This window comes from Pantoea eucrina, from assembly GCF_002095385.1.
Taxonomy (GTDB): Bacteria; Pseudomonadota; Gammaproteobacteria; order Enterobacterales; family Enterobacteriaceae; genus Pantoea; species Pantoea eucrina.
In genome coordinates, this window is the sequence record NZ_MIPP01000005.1 from 58,922 (window position 1) to 75,992 (window position 17,071).

Below are 17,071 nucleotides of genomic sequence, written 5' to 3' on the forward strand. Positions count from 1 at the left end.
GGCGGGTTTTTTATCAGCTGCCGTCATTACATCCGTTCGACGGTTTTAATCCCCAGCGTATCCAGCCCCTGTTTCAGGGTCTTCGCGGTGAGAGCCGCCAGCTGCAGGCGGCTGTTGCGTACAGACGCCTCTTCAGCCGCCAGAATCGGGCAGTGCTCATAGAAGCCGGAGAAGAGTCCGGCCAGGTCATACAGATAAGCACACATAACATGCGGCGTACCATCACGCGCAACCTGCGTGATCACCTCTTCAAACTGCAGCAGGCGCGTGGCCAGCAGCGCTTCGCGCTCATCCGTCAGCGTAATCTCACCGCTCAGAGTCTCTGCATCCAGACCCGCTTTACGGAACACCGACAGGACGCGGGTATAGGCATACTGCATATAAGGCGCGGTATTGCCCTCAAATGCCAGCATGTTGTCCCAGTCGAAAATGTAATCTGTGGTACGGCTCTTGGAGAGATCGGCATATTTAACCGCGCCGATGCCAACAATTTCCGCCAGATCGGCCAGTTCCTGCGGCGACATCTCCGGATTTTTAGCGCTGACCAGCGTGTGGGCGCGTTCAACGGCTTCATCCAGCAGATCCGCCAGCTTGATGGTGCCGCCGCTGCGGGTTTTAAACGGACGGCCATCTTTGCCCAGCATCATGCCGAAGGCGTGGTGCTCAAGCGGCACCGAGGCTGGCACATAGCCCGCTTTACGTACGATGGTCCACGCCTGCTGCAGGTGCTGATGCTGGCGCGAGTCGATATAGTAGAGCACGCGATCGGCGTGCAGCGTTTCATAGCGATATTTCGCGCAGGCGATATCGGTAGTGGTATAGAGATAGCCGCCATCCTTTTTCTGGATGATAACGCCCATCGGCTCGCCTTCCTTGTTTTTATACTCATCAAGGAAAACCACCGTCGCGCCTTCGCTGGTGACCGCCAGACCCTTTTCACGCAGGTCAGCGACAATGCCTGGCAGCATATCGTTGTAGAGGCTCTCTCCCATGACATCATTACGCGTCAGGGTGACATTCAGACGGTCATAGACCAGCTGATTCTGACTCATGGTGATATCAACCAGCTTTTTCCACATGACGCGACAATACTCATCGCCGCCCTGCAGCTTGACGACATAGCTGCGCGCGCGCGCGGCGAACGCTTCATCTTCATCGTAAGTACGCTTTGCTTCGCGATAAAATGCTTCCAGATCGGCGAGAGCAATATCAGCATGATCTTCATTCTGCTGCTTTTCCAGATAGGCGATAAGCATGCCAAACTGCGTACCCCAGTCGCCGACGTGGTTAGCCCGGATCACATTGTGACCCAGAAACTCCAGCGTCCGCACCGCCGCATCGCCGATGATGGTGGAGCGCACGTGGCCCACGTGCATCTCTTTCGCCACGTTAGGTGCCGAGTAGTCGATAACAATGGTTTGCGGTTCAGGTTTGCTGACGCCGAGATCGGGCTGCTGCAGCGCCTGCGCGGCCTGCTGTGCCAGCCACTGGCGATCGAGGAAAATATTGATAAAGCCAGGCCCTGCAATCTCGGTATGACTGGCAATGCCGGTCAGATCCAGATGCTTCACCACCTGTTCAGCCAGCTGACGCGGTGCCTGGCCCAGCCGTTTTGCCGCGCCCATGATGCCGTTCGCCTGATAATCACCAAACTGGACTTTAGCTGACTGACGAACCAGCGGTTCGCAATCGTCGGGCGCACCCGCTGCACGCATCGCCTGACTGACTTTATCGGAAAGAAGAGCCTGAATATTCACCGCGTTACCTTCATATGCTGAAAAGGCCCGTCAGCAGAGGACGAGCCGATACCATCATCCCGCGCTTGTGTCGGGATGGAAAAAAAGAGAGGGGAAGTATACGTGAAATGTTAGGATGCGTCAGCAACAGCAGTCGGCCCGGACTGGTCAGCTGACGGCAAAACCGCGCGCCGATTAACGGCGGCGCGGGTGACGACGAGGATTTTTGACGCTTTTGTCTTCACGCACCTTCCAGTGACGGGAAATGGCGAATCCCGTTAATGCAATGAGAACCGCGACAACAATGAGCATAGACATAGAGCCGTTCCTTGTGAGGTAGAAACTCAAATTTATAAGAAAGGGGGGTTATCTGCAATTCATTGGCGCCCAAATAAGAGTTATCTCATTGTGTAAAGATTCGTCAATCTAATCATAAGCTTAGCTTGTTTTTATAAAGTTAAGACTGGCCCTGATTAGGCGAATAATCTGAATGTAAGCCTGTTTTTATCTGGTTTTGGCGGTTTTTATTGACTAAATCGGATGAATCCGAAGGTTTTGTCTGGCTGAAAAAGCTGGCATATTGATTTTAATGATTAATTTCACTGAACAGACGTTGAGGTTTCAGGTAATGAAGCTGGACTTTCCCCCGGAGTTAGACGATTTAACAGAAGATTTTTGCCGTTTTGAGCAGGCGCTGCAGGCTTTTGCTGCGCGACTCGGACTTTCACCGCAGGCACACGAGATTGATCATCTGGCCGTGCGCTGTCACCAGTTTGCTACCGCCGAACGCTGGAAGCGCGGCTTTTTGCAGATTGGTGAGCTCTTTTCAGAAGCGATGATTAACGGTCGACCGATCTGTCTGTTTAAACTCCGGCAGCCGGTCACGCTGGCAGGGCAGCAGATTGATGTGATTGAGCTGCCCTGGCCGGGCGCGAAGCTGTACCGGCACGAGGGCTGGGAACATATTGAGATCGTCCTGCGCGGTGAGCCGGAAACGCTGGGCATGCGCGCCATGGCGCTGCTCTCTGATGCGGCATTGACGCAGCCCGGCATCTCTTTTAAAACCAGCGCGCCGCAGGGCGAGAATGAACGCCTGCCTAATCCTGTGCTGGCCGTCACCGATGGTGAAACCACGATTAAATTTCACCCCTGGCGACTTGAAGAGATTGTCGCCAGCGAGCGCGATTAACGCCGGGCTTCCACCGCCTGCTCCAGACGCGCTGCCGCTTCCTGCAGGGTGGCGCGCGTACAGCCAAAATTGAAGCGGACAAAGCGGTCATCGCCAAAATCGCCTCCGGGCGAGAAGCCGAGCCCGTACTGCTCAAAATAGCGCGCCGGGTTTTCACTCTGCAGGCCGCTGGCGTCAATCCAGCCGAGATAGGTCGCGTCCGGCACAACCATATCGAGGCCGGGCAGGGCATCAATGCGGCTCGCCAGCCAGTCGCGGTTTGCGCGCAGATAGGCAATTTGCGCCTGCAGCCACGCATCACCCTCGCGCCACGCCGCCTCGGCGGCAACCAGCGCCAGAATATCCACGCCCGGCACGATCCCCTCACGCACCTGCTTAAAGCGCCGGCGCAACGTATCATCGGGAATAATGGCCATAGAGGCGCCCAGCCCGGCGATATTGAAACTTTTAGAGGGAGAGATAAGCGTTATGCTGCGCTGTGCAGCATCCTCACTCAGCGCGGCAAACGGCGTATGCTGCACGCCCGGCGTCAGCACCAGATCGGCATGGATCTCATCTGAACAGACGATAAGATCGTGACGCTGCGCAAACGCAAGCTGCCAGGATAGCTCATCGCGCCGGTACACCGTGCCGCCGGGGTTTTGCGGGTTGCACAGCATCAGCAGTCGCTCGTTGCCCGTCATCTCCGCCCGATCTATGTCCATGACCCAGCGATTTTCTGTCCGCTGCAGCGGCAGACTGAGCTGCGCGCGATCGGCCAGCCGGGAAGCGCCGCGAAACGGCGGATAGATGGGCGCAGGCGCCACGGTACGTTCTCCGGCTGCGGTAAAAGCACGCACGGCAATGTTAAGTCCGCTTACCACACCCGGCAATATCACTATCCATTCCGGCCTGATAATCCAGTCATAACGCTCCGCCATGCGCTGCACGATAATCTCTGTCAGTCCGGCAGGCGTGACACCGTAACCAAATACGCCGTGTGCGACCCGCTTTTGAATGGCCTCAATAATACAGGGTGGCGAGCGAAAATCGGTATCTGCAATCCAGAGTGGCAGCACATCACGGTCACGATATTTGTGCCATTTAAGACTATCACTGTGACCGCGGTCTATCCGTTGATCAAAATCGAATACCATAGTGCGCTTTCCACGTAAAATGAGTGAGTAACAGACTAACCGAAGCTACCCCCTCTGAGCCAGCAGTCGTGATAAGGAGAAACCGATGACGAAACTGGAAATTTGTTGCTACGGCATTGATTGCGCAGTGACCGCCCAGCGCGCCGGTGCCGATCGCGTAGAGCTTTGCAGCGCCCCGCGCGAGGGCGGGCTGACGCCATCAGCGGGCATGCTGCAGGCCGCGCTGCGCGAGCTGACTATTCCGGTGCATCCCATCATCCGGCCGCGCGGCGGCGATTTTTGCTACTCCCGTCTGGAGTTTGACATCATGAAATCGGATATCGCGCAGATACGCGAATGGGGCTTTCCCGGCGTCGTCGTGGGCGTTCTGGATGAAGATGCGCATATCGATGTGCCGCGTATGCAGCAGATTATGCAACTGTGCGAAGGCCTGGCCGTGACCTTTCACCGGGCGTTTGATCTGTGCCACAGCCCCAGGCGGGCGCTGGAGGTGCTGACCGATTTGGGTGTCGCGCGCATTCTGACGTCAGGCCAGCAGCAGAGTGCAGAAACAGGAATTGCACTACTCAGGGAACTTAATCAATTAAGCACGGGTCCAATCATTATGGCCGGTGCTGGTGTACGCCTGAGCAATCTGCAGAAGTTTCTGGATTGCGGCTTGCAGGAGGTCCACAGCTCAGCCAGTCGCGCCATCGCTTCCCCTATGCGCTATCGCAAAGCGGGTGTTTCGATGTGCGCCGAAGCAGAAACCGATGAATTCAGCCGTTCCTGCGTTGATGGTGACGTAATAGAAGCCATGAAAAGTATGATGCAGATGAACGTTAACCGGGTCGCCTGATCCGCTATCGATTTTGCCGCACAGCACGCCACCAACCCTGACGTGATGTTTGCAAGTACCACGCCCCAGTCATTTGCTGGGGTTTTTTTTATGCCGTTAAAAACGCGCAGGTGAGCCGGCTGCCGGCAAACATAGCCTGTTCTGCGGTTGATTCAGCCCCTTGTATATTCGCTATACCCGGCATAATTTTCTTCTCCGCCCGCCATCTGCATAGCGATTTGCCGGAAAAGGTGCTTTGCTTAACAGATGGCTCCATGCGGATAACCCTATGAAATGCCACCTTTGTGCAACGCTGTTGCTGACATATTTAGCTGCCTGCCCGACGCAGGCGGCCACCGCTCCCTGTCCGCCGCTCAGCCATAACATCAGCAGCAGCAATCTCTGGATCCTGCTGGGCGGCGCGGCAAAAGGCGCGGTGCGGCAGGTTATTGCCGGGGAGTTTGGTAAAGACGTTGACTCCCAGAAACGCGTGCTGGGCCAGTTTGACCGCTGCGGCGACCTGATGGTGGCTGATATCAGCTACGATAAGCGCGAAGGGAATATTGTGCTGAGCATGGAGCAGCATATTGCCCGCGTACAGCGCGGCTGGGTAGCGGAGTACGCCTGGCGGGTTACCGCGATTAAGTCGGGGCGTGAAGAAGTGGTGGATCAGCGACAGGGTACGCTGAGCTGGCGCAAAGGGCCGCAGGGAAACATCATCAGCGCCACCGATAAATTCGTGAATATGGGCAGTGAGGGTTCTGCAGCGATCGCCTATCATTACGACCCGCGATTACGGGTGCAGAAGAGCGTCACGCGCGGCAGCGATAAACAAAATAACGGTGAAAACCGCTGGCGCTGGAATGCGCAGGATCGGGTGGTTGAGACGCAAAGCGCGCGCAGCCGGGAGATCTGGCGTTACGATAAGCAGTGGCGCGAGCTGGGATTAAGCGGGCTGGCGACCACGCCGGTCAGCACGCTGCACTCTACGGACACCTGTCAGCTCTGGGATGAAGCCGGCAACTGTACGCTGAGTTTTCTGCACGAAAAAGAGGTGTTTGCCAAAGGCACTATCGAGCGTCATCTTACTTCCGCCTATAAATATCAGTACTGGGATCGGTCAGCAGATGAGCAGTAGCAGGATAATACCTGACGCGCCGCGATGCCGTCGCGGCGCGTATTTTCAGGGCTTGCGGGCAACCAGTACGGCGCGCAGCGGCGCGGGGTAACCCTCAACCGTTTTGCTGCTATCGGCCGGATCGAGAAACTCTGCCAGCGACTCGCTGGTCATCCAGCTGGTGCGACGCTGCTCTTCCACGGACGTGACCGCATAGTCGGCAATGCGTACATCAACAAAACCGCACTTCTCCAGCCAGCCTTTCAGCGCTGCCGCTGACGGAATAAAGTAGACGTTGCGCATCTGCGCATAGCGCTCACCTGGCACCAGGACGGCATGTTCATCGCCCTCAATCACCAGCGTTTCCAGCACCAGTTCACCTTCGCTCACCAGCTGATTTTTCAGCTGCAGCAGATGATCGAGCGGTGAGCGGCGGTGATAGAGCACGCCCATAGAGAATACGGTATCAAACGCCTGCAGCGCAGGCAGCTGTTCAATGCCGAGCGGCAGCAGATGCGCGCGGCGATCGTCACCCAGCAGCTTACGTACCGCTTCGAACTGGCAGAGAAACAGCTGCATCGGGTCGATGCCCACCACCATCTGCGCGCCAGCGCCCAGCATACGCCACATGTGATAGCCGCTGCCGCAGCCAACGTCCAGAATCGTCCGCCCGGCGAGCGGAGAGATATGGGGTAACACCCGATCCCATTTCCAGTCAGAGCGCCATTCCGTGTCGATCTCCGTGCCGTAAAGCGCATAGGGGCCTTTACGCCACGGCATCAGATTACGCAGCAGTTTTTCGATACCGGCGCGCTGGCGATCGGTCAGATCGTCACGCTGCGCGCTGACGCTGTGCACCAGATCCAGCGTTTGCGGCGTCAGCAGCGGCAGATACTCCACCGCTTTTTCCCAGTTGCGAAAATGTCCGTGCAGATTGTCACGCTGCCAGGCCGCGATTTGCGCCGGCAGCACTTCCAGCCAGCTCGCCAGCGGGCCGGTGGCGATTTGCTGATAAAAACGGCCAAAGTCGATCATTTCAGCGCCACCAGTGAACCAAAGTTGAAGCACTGGAACCAGAGTTCTGCATGAGCAAAGCCCGCCGCTTTAAGGCGGGCTTTGTGCGTTTCCACGCTGTCGGTCAGCATGACATTCTCCAGCATGCTGCGCTTCTGGCTAATCTCCAGTTCGCTGTAGCCGTTGGCACGCTTGAAATCGTGATGCATGTTAAACAGCAGTTCGCCCACCTCAGCATCTTCAAAGCTGAACTTTTCTGACAGCACCAGGGCGCCGCCGGGATTCAGGCCGCGGGCAATTTTTTCCAGCAGCGCAATGCGGGCGTCAGGCGCCAGAAACTGCAGCGTAAAGTTGAGCACTACCAGCGAAGCGTTCTCAATTTCGATATCGCGGATATCGGCCTCCAGCACCTGTACCGGCGTATCGGCACGAAAGGCGTCGATATGGCGGCGGCAGCGCTCAACCATCGCCGGCGAATTATCCACGGCAATAATCTGGCAGCCGGGTACGCGGATGTTACGGCGCACCGAAAGAGTGGCGGCCCCCAGTGAACACCCGAGGTCATACACCTGGCTGTCGGGCTGTACAAAGCGTTCTGCCAGCATACCAATCATTGAAATGATGTTGGAGTAGCCGGGCACCGAGCGCTGAATCATATCGGGGAAGACTTCAGCCACGCGCTCGTCAAAGGTCCAGTCACCCAGCTTATCGATAGGTGCGGAAAATAGCGTATCGCGGTCAGACATAATGGAAAATCCGAAGAGAAAAACGGAAAGGGCGCTATTCTGGCAGAAAGTCGCCTCTGCTGCACCCGTTTCCCTGCTCAGAACAGCGCGCTCTGCTGCGGCCACGCTGGCAGGTCGCGCAGGCCGGGTTCCAGCGCCTGCAGCTGTGGCCAGAGCGCCTGCACCAGCGGAAACACCTCTCCCATATCCGGCGTATGAATAAACAGCAGCGGATCGCTCTCTGTCTGCCACGCTGCCAGCTTGCTGCGCCACGGCGGAAAGAGGGCTTCGCTCTCTGCCACGCTATCGCTGCCGATAAACCGGACCATCGGCTGAGTGCCGGTGCGCACCGCATGTGGCGGCACGCGCGGTTTTTTCGCCCGCGCGTCGATAGCGGCAGCCGATTGTGAGGCAGAAGCGTGCACCGGCCGGCTGTCGAGTACCACCCGGTTAACGCCGCGCGCGTGCAGGCCACGGTTTAGCTGGCGCTCCGCCTCGCCACGGGCAAAAAATGCCTGATGACGCACTTCAACGCCATAGCTGAAGCTGCGCGGCAGGCTATCCAGAAAGCGCCACAGATCGTCAAGCTGTGCCGGTGAAAAACTCGCGGGCAGCTGCAGCCAGTATTGCCCCAGGCGCGTGCTGAGCGGATCCAGCAGGCGAAAAAAATCGCTGACTAAATCATCACAATTACGCAGAGCAGCCTGATGAGAGATGGTTGCGGGAAATTTAAAGCAGAAGCGGAAATCGTCATGCGTCATGTCGCGCCAGCGCTGCACCACCTCAGGTTTTGGCAGCGCATACAGCGTTGTATTCCCTTCTACGCAGCTAAACAGACGCGCATAATCCTCCAGCGTGTGCAGACCAAACTGTTTCCACTGCGGGTGATGCCATTGTGGTAGACCAATACGAAGCGTCAAAACGGACTCCGGATGCCGGTTGTAAGAGAAAGCGGGCAGAGGATAACGCATAAATGCCGATGAATTAGCTGCTTTGCAGCAGCTCTACTTATCCTGCCTGGCTTTTTCCATTATAATAGCTGCCTTTTTTGCGGCAGCATCTTCAGAGGTTACGCGCCCTGATGCTGCCTGGCAGCAGCGGCGAAGTTAAAAGGATACGTTATGCGTACAGAATATTGCGGACAGCTCAACCTGTCTCATGTGGGTCAGCAAGTTACTCTCTGCGGCTGGGTTAATCGCCGTCGCGATCTCGGCAGCCTGATTTTTATCGATATGCGTGACCGCGAAGGGATCGCTCAGGTGTTTTTTGATGCCGATTATCAGGAGGCTTTCCAGCTGGCGTCTGAGCTGCGCAACGAATTCTGCATCCAGATCACCGGTACGGTGCGCGCGCGTGAAGAGAAAAACCGCAACAGCGATATGGCGACCGGCGATATCGAAGTGTTTGCCCACGCGCTGACCATCATTAATCGCGCGGAGCCGCTGCCGCTGGACTCCAACCAGGTCAATAGCGAAGAAGCGCGTCTGACCTATCGTTACCTCGATCTGCGTCGCCCGGAGATGGCACAGCGCCTGAAAACGCGCGCCAGAATTACCAGCTTTGTTCGCCGCTTTATGGACAGTGAAGGTTTCCTGGATATTGAAACGCCGATGCTGACCAAAGCAACGCCGGAAGGCGCGCGCGACTATCTGGTGCCAAGCCGCGTGCATAAAGGCAAGTTCTATGCGCTGCCGCAGTCGCCACAGCTGTTTAAGCAGCTGCTGATGATGTCCGGCTTCGATCGCTACTATCAGATTGTAAAATGCTTCCGTGATGAAGATCTGCGGGCCGATCGCCAGCCTGAATTTACGCAAATCGACGTTGAAACCTCCTTTATGAGCGCGGAAGAGGTGCGGGAGAAGATGGAGCGCCTGATCCGCGAGCTCTGGCTTGAGATCAAAGGCGTTGATCTGGGTGATTTCCCGCTGATGACGTTTGCAGAAGCGATGAACCGCTACGGCTCTGATAAACCCGATCTGCGTAATCCGATGGAACTGGTGGACGTTGCCGATCTGCTGAAAGACGTAGAGTTTAAGGTGTTCTCTGGTCCGGCGAACGACGCCAAAGGACGGGTTGCTGCGCTGCGCGTGCCGGGCGGTGCGACGCTGACGCGTAAGCAGATTGATGAATATACGAAGTTTGTTGAGATTTATGGTGCACGTGGCCTGGCATGGATGAAAATCAACGCCCGCGCCAGTGGCGCTGAAGGCGTGCAGAGTCCGGTGGCTAAATTCCTGACGCCTGAGATCGTGGAAGCGATTCTGGATCGCACCGGCGCGCAGGATGGCGATCTGATCTTCTTTGGCGCCGATCGCGCTAAAGTTGTGGCGGATGCGCTGGGTGCACTGCGCCTGAAAGCTGGCCGCGACCTGAAGATCACCGACGAGAAAGCCTGGGCACCGCTCTGGGTCATCGACTTTCCGATGTTTGAAGAGGATGACGAAGGCGGTCTGGCAGCGATGCACCATCCGTTTACCTCACCTAAGTCGCTTACGGCGGAGCAGCTGGCAGCCGAGCCGACGCAGGCAGTGGCTAATGCCTACGATATGGTGATCAACGGCTACGAAGTGGGCGGCGGCTCTGTGCGTATCCACAACGGGACGATGCAGCAGACCGTGTTCAGCATTCTCGGCATTACGGCTGAAGAACAGCAGGAGAAGTTTGGCTTCCTGCTGAACGCGCTCAAATATGGTACGCCGCCGCACGCCGGTCTGGCGTTTGGCCTTGATCGTCTGACTATGCTGCTCACCGGCACCGATAATATTCGTGACGTGATCGCTTTCCCGAAAACCACGGCGGCAGCTGTATGATGACGGAAGCACCAAGCCTGGCAAATCCAGCTGCGCTGAGCGATCTGGGCATTCAGATTGTCGCGAAGAAAGAAAAGCCAGAGCAGCAGTAATGGGCTTTAAACATCCGGTATCGGTGCTGGTGGTGATCTTTGCGCGAGATACCGGCCGGGTGTTGATGCTGCAGCGGCGCGATGATCACGGCTTCTGGCAGTCGGTCACCGGCAGTCTGGAGCCGGGTGAAACGCCGGCTCAGGCTGCAGCACGCGAAGTGGCGGAAGAGCTGGCGATCGATATCTGTGGCGAAGGGCTGCAGCTTGAAGATTGCCAGCGGCAGATTGAATTTGAGATCTTCCCGCATTTTCGTCACCGCTATGCGCCAGGCATAACGCACAATCGCGAGCACTGGTTCCGGCTGGCGCTGCCGGCTGAACGGATGCCGCTGCTGAGTGAGCACCTGGCTGCCCGCTGGCTGATCGCTGAAGAGGCTGCGGCGTTAACCAAATCCTGGAGCAATCGCCAGGCGATTGAAGAGTTTATCTGAGCGAGCGCCGCCGCGTGTTTTCCGGTGGCAACCAGGGTAAATTCCACACATTCGACGAAGCGTATTCCCTTCGTCCAACTATCGTGTGCTGTTTTATCAAACCGCACCGCTAACATTGAGCAGTCAGGCGTTATCGGCGCAGCGCAATTGTTCATCGTCAGCGCCACCACCGCTGCGCAGATCTCTGCGTGCGGATGGCGTGGATGCTGCCGGGGATAAGAGCGCAGGCAAGATAGCCTGCACCCTGTAAAAGATCGGAGAAAATGTAAGATGGCTGGTCACAGTAAATGGGCGAACACAAAACATCGTAAGGCGGCGCAGGACGCCAAGCGCGGCAAGATCTTTACTAAAATCATTCGCGAGCTGGTCACTGCCGCGAAGCTGGGCGGCGGCGATGCAGGTTCCAACCCGCGTCTGCGTGCAGCGATGGATAAAGCGCTTTCAAATAACATGACGCGCGACACCATGAACCGCGCCATTGCACGCGGCGTCGGCGGCGAAGATGATTCCAATATGGAAACCATCATTTATGAAGGCTACGGTCCGGGCGGCTCTGCGGTAATGATCGAATGCCTGAGTGACAACCGTAACCGTACCGTCGGAGAAGTGCGCCACGCCTTCACCAAAACCGGCGGTAATCTGGGCACTGACGGCTCTGTCTCCTATCTCTTCAGCAAAAAAGGAGTGATCTCCTTTGCTCCGGGTCAGGATGAAGATGCGGTGATGGAAGCAGCACTGGAAGCGGGTGCGGAAGATGTGGTGAGCTATGATGACGGTGCCATCGATGTCTTCACAGCGTGGGAAGAGCTGGGCAACGTGCGTGATACGCTGGAAGCGGGCGGTCTGAAAGCTGACAGCGCTGAAGTCTCCATGATCCCGTCAACCAAAGCGGAACTGGATGCAGAAACGGCACCAAAACTGCTGCGGCTGATCGATATGCTGGAAGATTGCGACGACGTGCAGGAGGTTTATCACAACGGTGAGATCTCTGACGAGGTGGCGGAAACGCTGTAATGGCGTGGTTATTTTTCCGGCAACCGGAGGCGTGCTGTGGCGATTATTCTCGGGATTGACCCCGGCTCGCGCATTACCGGCTACGGCGTTATCCGTCAGACCGGCCGTCAGCTGAGCTACCTGGGCAGCGGCTGTATCCGCACCAACGTGACCGATTTACCGGGACGCCTGAAGCTGATTTATGCCGGCGTCTGCGAAATCATCACGCAGTTTTCGCCTGACTACTTTGCGATTGAGCAGGTGTTTATGGCGAAAAATGCGGATTCGGCACTGAAACTTGGCCAGGCTCGCGGCGCAGCGATTGTGGCCGCGGTCAATGCCGATTTGCCGGTGTTTGAATATGCGGCGCGGCAGGTTAAACAGACGGTTACCGGAACCGGCGGGGCGGAGAAGAGCCAGGTGCAGCATATGGTCCGCACGCTGCTGAAACTGCCGGCCAACCCGCAGGCGGATGCGGCAGATGCGCTGGCTATCGCCATCACCCACTGCCACGTTAGCCAGAATGCGGCGCGCATGAGCGACAGCAAACTGGTGATGACGCGCGGGCGGCTGCGCTCGGGTTAAGCTGCCATCAGACGCGCTAACAGGCTGGATATGCATCCAGCCTTTTTTATGTTATACATAGCCGCTATCACACCGCCAGCGGCTGCGCTGGTCACAGGGAATACCCTGCACCGCTTACTCACAGATTAAGGAATTGCTCAGGTGATTGGTCGTTTACGAGGCAACATTCTGGAAAAACAGCCGCCGCTGGTGCTGCTTGAAGCGCACGGCGTCGGTTATGAAGTGCATATGCCAATGACCTGCTTCTACGAGCTGCCGGAGATCGCCCAGGAGGCGGTCATTTTCACCCATTTCGTGGTGCGTGAAGATGCCCAGCTGCTGTTTGGTTTCAACAGCAAACAGGAGCGCGCGCTCTTTCGCGAGCTGATCAAAGTCAACGGCGTTGGTCCCAAGCTGGCGCTGGCGATCCTATCGGGCATGTCAGCGCAGCAGTTTGTGACCGCTGTTGAGCGTGAAGAGGTCGCCTCGCTGGTGAAGCTGCCGGGTGTCGGCAAAAAAACTGCTGAGCGTCTGGTGGTTGAGATGAAAGATCGCTTTAAAGGCATGCATGGCGACCTCTTTGGCGGCGACTCAGCCTTCACGCTGACGACCCCAGCGGTCGCGCCGGAGAGCAACGACGCTGAAGCAGAAGCGGCGGCTGCACTGGTGGCACTGGGATATAAACCGCAGGAAGCCAGCCGCATGATCAGCAAAGTGGGCAAACCTGACGCAGACTGCGAAACCCTGATCCGCGAAGCGCTGCGTGCAGCTATCTGAGGTAACACATGATTGAAGCCGATCGCCTGGTCTCGGGCAGTTCATATAATGAAGAAGAGAGCCTGGATCGTGCTATTCGCCCGAAGCTGCTCGCGGAGTATGTCGGTCAGCCGCAGGTGCGCGAACAGATGGAGATTTTTATCCAGGCGGCGAAGCTGCGCGGCGATGCACTTGACCATCTGCTGATTTTCGGCCCGCCTGGGCTGGGGAAAACCACACTGGCGAATATCGTGGCGAATGAGATGGGCGTTAATCTGCGCACGACGTCAGGGCCGGTGCTGGAGAAAGCGGGCGATCTGGCGGCGATGCTCACCAATCTCGAACCGCACGACGTCCTGTTTATCGATGAGATCCACCGTCTCTCCCCGGTAGTGGAAGAGGTGCTCTATCCGGCAATGGAAGATTATCAGCTGGATATCATGATCGGTGAGGGGCCGGCCGCCCGCTCAATCAAGCTTGATCTGCCGCCGTTTACCCTGATTGGCGCGACGACGCGCGCCGGGTCGCTGACCTCCCCGCTGCGCGATCGTTTCGGCATTGTCCAGCGGCTTGAGTTCTATAACGTGCCGGATCTGCAGCACATTGTCAGCCGCAGCGCGGCCTGTCTCGGTCTGACGCTGAGTGAAGAGGGCGCGCTGGAAGTGGCCCGTCGCGCACGCGGCACCCCGCGTATCGCTAATCGCCTGCTGCGCCGCGTGCGTGATTTTGCCGATGTCCGTGCCGCAGGCAACATGAGCGGTGACGTGGCGGCCAGCGCGCTGGATATGCTGAATGTCGATACGCAGGGTTTTGATTACATGGACCGCAAGCTGCTGCTGGCGATTATCGATAAGTTTATGGGTGGCCCGGTAGGGCTGGATAACCTGGCGGCGGCAATAGGCGAAGAGCGCGAAACGATCGAGGATGTTATAGAGCCTTTCCTGATCCAGCAGGGGTTTATTCAGCGTACGCCGCGCGGCCGTATGGCCACGCAGCACGCTTACCGGCACTTTGATATCGTGCGCGAAGAGTAGGGTACAGTACGCTGGCAGACAAAAAACGGGCACCTCAGGTGCCCGTTTTGCATCGCGAAAACGGAGGGCTCAGACAGCCGGTTTTTTTATCATGCTGAGTATAAACAGCACGGCGGCGCAGAGCACGACGGAGGGGCCGGCAGGAGTATCATAGGTGGCGGAGAATGTCAGGCCACCGGTCACAGCGATCAGTCCGGCGAGCGTTGCACAGCCCGCCATCTGTTCCGGAGAGCGCGAAAAGCGGCGCGCCGTTGCGGCAGGGATAATCAGCAGTGAGGTAATAATCAGCGCGCCGACAAACTTCATTGCGACGCCGATCGTCAGGGCGGTCACCAGCATCAGCATCAGCCGGGTACGCTGAATATTCACGCCGTCAACCTGCGCCAGCTCCGGACTGATGGTCATAGAGAGCAGGGCGCGCCACTGCCACGCCATCACCGCCAGTACAATGGCAACGCCACCGCCCATCAGCCAGAGATCGTCCGGCGTAATCGCCAGCAGGTCACCAAACAGGTAGGCCATAAGATCAACGCGGACCCCCTGCATCAGGCTGACCACCACCAGACCAAGCGAAAGCGCGCTGTGCGCCATAATCCCTAACAGCGTATCAATGGCCAGATGCGGGCGACGTTCCAGCCATACCAGGCCGAGCGCCAGACAGATTGTCACCAGGATAACCGCGTAGTAAGGATTAACGTTCAGCAGCAGGCCAAAAGCCACGCCCAGCAGCGAGGCGTGCGCCAGGGTATCGCCAAAGTAGGACATACGGCGCCAGACCACAAATGAGCCGAGCGGTCCGGCCGCCAGCGCCAGCAGCGCGCCGCCGAGCCAGCCGGGAAGTAATAATTCAATCATGACGGGCTGTTTCCTTTGCGTAAAACGATACGTCCCTGTAGGTCGTGACGATGGTTATGCTGATGCCGGTAAATGGCCAGCTGCTGTGCGCCGCGCGGACCAAACATGGCGATAAACTCAGGATGCTGTGACACCGCTTCCGGCGTACCGGAACAGCAAATATGGTGGTTAAGGCACAGCACTTCGTCGGTTTTCGCCATCACCAGATGCAGATCGTGTGAGACCATCAGCACGCCGCAGTTAAGTTCGCGTCGCAGCTGATCGATTAAATCGTAAAGCGCCACCTGACCGTTTACATCAACGCCCTGGGTCGGTTCATCCAGCACCAGCAGCTGCGGCTGGTTCAGCAGGGCGCGCGCCAGCAATACGCGCTGCGTTTCACCACCGGAGAGTTTCTGCAGCGGCGCCTGCAGCAGATGCCCGGCCTGTACGCGCTTCAGCGCCGGCAGGATATCGGCACGCCTGCTGCCGCCTGTCAGACGCATAAAGCGTTCTACGGTAACCGGCAGCGTGGGATCGATATGCAATTTTTGCGGCACGTAGCCAATACGCAGACCCGGCGCGCGCTGTACGCTGCCGCGGTCCGGCGTCAGCAGACCTAAAACCGTTCGCACCAGCGTTGACTTGCCGGCGCCGTTAGGGCCCAGCAGGGTCAGAATTTTACCAGGCTGAAGCGTCAGCGAGATACCTGCCAGCACATGGCGCTGAGCAAAGGTCACTGAAATATCATCAAGTGTAACAAGTGAAGACATATAATTTACGGGTTGCATTGAAATTAGAATGTTATAATATCACATTCCATCACCCAGTCACGATGGAATGACGCATTATGTTACACAATAAGCAGCGCCTGTTTTTTAACCTTTCTGCCACTGCCATTTTAGCCGCGCTTGCGCTTCCGGCCCACTCAGCGGTCGTCACGTCAATCAAACCGTTAGGATTTATCGCAGCTGCGATTTCAGAAGGCATTACGCCGGTTGAAGTATTGCTGCCGGATGGCGCCTCGGAACACGATTACGCACTCCGTCCTTCTGATGTAAAACGCATTAAAAACGCGGACTTAGTCATCTGGGTCGGGCCTGAAATGGAGGCTTTTCTGACTAAACCTGCCGCCGCTCTGCCCGCCAGCAGGAACCTGGAAATCGCCGCGCTGCCGGCGGTGAAATCTCAGCTGATTCGGGGCGGAGAAGATGAGGATGAGCACGAAGAAGGGCTCGCCTCAGATAAGTCCGAAGATCAGGACTCATCTCATACTCACCATCATCATGGTGAATATAACATGCACCTGTGGATGTCACCGAAGATTGCGCAAGAATCCGCTGTTGCAATCCACGGAAAATTATTGGAACTTATGCCCGAAAGCAAAGCCAAACTTGACGCCAATCTGCAGCAGTTTGAAGCAGCACTGGCCGAGACGGACAAACACATTGGCGCGCAGCTTGCGCCGGTGCGGAACAAGGGTTATTTCGTTTTTCACGACGCGTATAGCTATTTTGAGAAACACTACGGTTTGTCCCCCGCGGGGCATTTTACCGTCAATCCTGAAATCCAGCCTGGCGCTCAGCGTTTACATCAAATACGAACACAGTTGGTTGAGCAAAAAGCCGTATGCGTTTTTGCTGAGCCACAATTCAGGCCGGCGGTCATCGATGCCGTGTCACGTGGCACCAGCGTACGCAAAGGCACGCTGGATCCATTAGGCATGGGGATCAGCTTAACCAAAGACAGTTATGTGAAATTCCTCTCACAGCTGTCGAGCCAGTATGCGAGCTGCCTGAATGGAGCATAGAGGAAAAGATAAA

17 protein-coding genes and 1 pseudogene are annotated in these 17,071 nt (G+C 57.0%); 10 read left to right on the forward strand and 8 right to left on the reverse strand.

Annotated elements, in window-relative coordinates; all coding sequences use genetic code 11:
- Positions 1-26: 26 nt before the first annotated feature.
- Positions 27-1,757 (reverse strand): arginine--tRNA ligase, encoded by a 1,731-nt coding sequence (argS, locus tag HA43_RS04295; protein ID WP_094111061.1) that lies wholly within the window; start codon positions 1,755-1,757, stop codon positions 27-29.
- 174 nt (positions 1,758-1,931) lie between these two features.
- Complete coding sequence (locus HA43_RS19295) at positions 1,932-2,054, reverse strand: hypothetical protein (protein ID WP_255402039.1); 123 nt, start codon at positions 2,052-2,054, stop codon at positions 1,932-1,934.
- 310 nt (positions 2,055-2,364) lie between these two features.
- Here HA43_RS19295 and HA43_RS04300 point away from each other — a divergent pair, with 310 nt between their 5' ends.
- On the forward strand, positions 2,365-2,925 hold the full coding sequence (locus tag HA43_RS04300) for a VOC family protein (protein ID WP_094111062.1): 561 nt from the start codon (positions 2,365-2,367) through the stop codon (positions 2,923-2,925).
- Here HA43_RS04300 and HA43_RS04305 read toward each other — a convergent pair.
- Positions 2,922-4,061, reverse strand: a complete 1,140-nt coding sequence (locus tag HA43_RS04305) for a MalY/PatB family protein (protein WP_094111063.1) — start codon at positions 4,059-4,061, stop codon at positions 2,922-2,924. The two genes, HA43_RS04300 and HA43_RS04305, sit on opposite strands and share 4 nt — an antisense overlap.
- An 85-nt stretch (positions 4,062-4,146) precedes the next feature.
- On the opposite strand from HA43_RS04305, the gene cutC reads away from it, so the two are divergent.
- Complete coding sequence (gene cutC, locus HA43_RS04310) at positions 4,147-4,899, forward strand: copper homeostasis protein CutC (protein WP_094111064.1); 753 nt, start codon at positions 4,147-4,149, stop codon at positions 4,897-4,899.
- Between the two features lie 268 nt (positions 4,900-5,167).
- Complete coding sequence (locus HA43_RS04315; RefSeq protein WP_039384901.1) at positions 5,168-6,016, forward strand: hypothetical protein; 849 nt, start codon at positions 5,168-5,170, stop codon at positions 6,014-6,016.
- Between the two features lie 45 nt (positions 6,017-6,061).
- Here HA43_RS04315 and cmoB read toward each other — a convergent pair whose 3' ends face one another.
- From cmoB to HA43_RS04330, 3 genes are all read right to left on the reverse strand, one after another.
- Positions 6,062-7,030, reverse strand: a complete 969-nt coding sequence (gene cmoB, locus HA43_RS04320; RefSeq protein ID WP_039384896.1) for a tRNA 5-methoxyuridine(34)/uridine 5-oxyacetic acid(34) synthase CmoB — start codon at positions 7,028-7,030, stop codon at positions 6,062-6,064.
- On the reverse strand, positions 7,027-7,755 hold the full coding sequence (cmoA, locus tag HA43_RS04325) for a carboxy-S-adenosyl-L-methionine synthase CmoA (RefSeq protein ID WP_039385978.1): 729 nt from the start codon (positions 7,753-7,755) through the stop codon (positions 7,027-7,029). The genes cmoB and cmoA overlap by 4 nt, the downstream gene beginning before the upstream one ends.
- 77 nt (positions 7,756-7,832) lie before the next feature.
- A complete protein-coding gene (locus tag HA43_RS04330; RefSeq protein ID WP_071668892.1) occupies positions 7,833-8,654 on the reverse strand; it encodes a DUF72 domain-containing protein in 822 nt (273 codons plus the stop codon).
- Positions 8,655-8,855: 201 nt separating this feature from the next.
- Between HA43_RS04330 and aspS the strand changes: the two are divergent.
- The 6 genes and pseudogenes from aspS (at position 8,856) to ruvB (ending at position 14,414) form a co-directional block, all read left to right on the forward strand.
- A pseudogene (gene aspS / locus HA43_RS04335) lies at positions 8,856-10,636 on the forward strand (aspartate--tRNA ligase).
- Positions 10,636-11,067 (forward strand): dihydroneopterin triphosphate diphosphatase, encoded by a 432-nt coding sequence (nudB, locus tag HA43_RS04340; protein ID WP_039384893.1) that lies wholly within the window; start codon positions 10,636-10,638, stop codon positions 11,065-11,067. Before aspS ends, nudB begins: the two are co-directional and overlap by 1 nt.
- 270 nt (positions 11,068-11,337) lie before the next feature.
- Entirely contained in the window at positions 11,338-12,081 is a 744-nt protein-coding gene (locus HA43_RS04345; protein ID WP_039384891.1) for a YebC/PmpR family DNA-binding transcriptional regulator, read from the forward strand.
- A gap of 36 nt (positions 12,082-12,117) precedes the next feature.
- Positions 12,118-12,645 (forward strand): crossover junction endodeoxyribonuclease RuvC, encoded by a 528-nt coding sequence (ruvC, locus tag HA43_RS04350; protein WP_039384890.1) that lies wholly within the window; start codon positions 12,118-12,120, stop codon positions 12,643-12,645.
- 141 nt (positions 12,646-12,786) lie between these two features.
- Positions 12,787-13,401 (forward strand): Holliday junction branch migration protein RuvA, encoded by a 615-nt coding sequence (ruvA, locus tag HA43_RS04355; protein ID WP_039384888.1) that lies wholly within the window; start codon positions 12,787-12,789, stop codon positions 13,399-13,401.
- Between the two features lie 8 nt (positions 13,402-13,409).
- Positions 13,410-14,414: a Holliday junction branch migration DNA helicase RuvB gene (gene ruvB, locus HA43_RS04360; RefSeq protein ID WP_065649104.1), complete on the forward strand. Its 1,005-nt coding sequence runs from the start codon at positions 13,410-13,412 to the stop codon at positions 14,412-14,414.
- A gap of 69 nt (positions 14,415-14,483) precedes the next feature.
- Here the strand turns inward: ruvB and znuB are convergent, their stop codons facing one another.
- Positions 14,484-15,269 carry a zinc ABC transporter permease subunit ZnuB gene (gene znuB, locus HA43_RS04365; protein ID WP_094111065.1) on the reverse strand — a complete coding sequence of 262 codons (786 nt, stop codon included), beginning with the start codon at positions 15,267-15,269 and terminating at the stop codon, positions 14,484-14,486.
- A complete protein-coding gene (gene znuC, locus HA43_RS04370; protein ID WP_094111066.1) occupies positions 15,266-16,021 on the reverse strand; it encodes a zinc ABC transporter ATP-binding protein ZnuC in 756 nt (251 codons plus the stop codon). The genes znuB and znuC overlap by 4 nt, the downstream gene beginning before the upstream one ends.
- Before the next feature lie 77 nt (positions 16,022-16,098).
- Here znuC and znuA point away from each other — a divergent pair, with 77 nt between their 5' ends.
- On the forward strand, positions 16,099-17,058 hold the full coding sequence (gene znuA, locus HA43_RS04375; RefSeq protein ID WP_094111067.1) for a zinc ABC transporter substrate-binding protein ZnuA: 960 nt from the start codon (positions 16,099-16,101) through the stop codon (positions 17,056-17,058).
- The last annotated feature ends 13 nt before the right edge of the window (positions 17,059-17,071 follow it).

Excerpts from the sequence above, each read along its gene's own strand:
- HA43_RS19295 (WP_255402039.1), bottom strand. The coding sequence starts at position 2,054 with ATGTCTATGCTCATTGTTGTCGCGGTTCTCATTGCATTAACGGGATTC.
- HA43_RS04300 (WP_094111062.1), top strand. The coding sequence starts at position 2,365 with ATGAAGCTGGACTTTCCCCCGGAGTTAGACGATTTAACAGAAGATTTT.
- HA43_RS04305 (WP_094111063.1), bottom strand. The coding sequence starts at position 4,061 with ATGGTATTCGATTTTGATCAACGGATAGACCGCGGTCACAGTGATAGT.
- cutC (WP_094111064.1), top strand. The coding sequence starts at position 4,147 with ATGACGAAACTGGAAATTTGTTGCTACGGCATTGATTGCGCAGTGACC.
- HA43_RS04315 (WP_039384901.1), top strand. The coding sequence starts at position 5,168 with ATGAAATGCCACCTTTGTGCAACGCTGTTGCTGACATATTTAGCTGCC.
- cmoB (WP_039384896.1), bottom strand. The coding sequence starts at position 7,030 with ATGATCGACTTTGGCCGTTTTTATCAGCAAATCGCCACCGGCCCGCTG.
- cmoA (WP_039385978.1), bottom strand. The coding sequence starts at position 7,755 with ATGTCTGACCGCGATACGCTATTTTCCGCACCTATCGATAAGCTGGGT.
- nudB (WP_039384893.1), top strand. The coding sequence starts at position 10,636 with ATGGGCTTTAAACATCCGGTATCGGTGCTGGTGGTGATCTTTGCGCGA.
- HA43_RS04345 (WP_039384891.1), top strand. The coding sequence starts at position 11,338 with ATGGCTGGTCACAGTAAATGGGCGAACACAAAACATCGTAAGGCGGCG.
- ruvB (WP_065649104.1), top strand. The coding sequence starts at position 13,410 with ATGATTGAAGCCGATCGCCTGGTCTCGGGCAGTTCATATAATGAAGAA.
- znuB (WP_094111065.1), bottom strand. The coding sequence starts at position 15,269 with ATGATTGAATTATTACTTCCCGGCTGGCTCGGCGGCGCGCTGCTGGCG.
- znuC (WP_094111066.1), bottom strand. The coding sequence starts at position 16,021 with ATGTCTTCACTTGTTACACTTGATGATATTTCAGTGACCTTTGCTCAG.
- znuA (WP_094111067.1), top strand. The coding sequence starts at position 16,099 with ATGTTACACAATAAGCAGCGCCTGTTTTTTAACCTTTCTGCCACTGCC.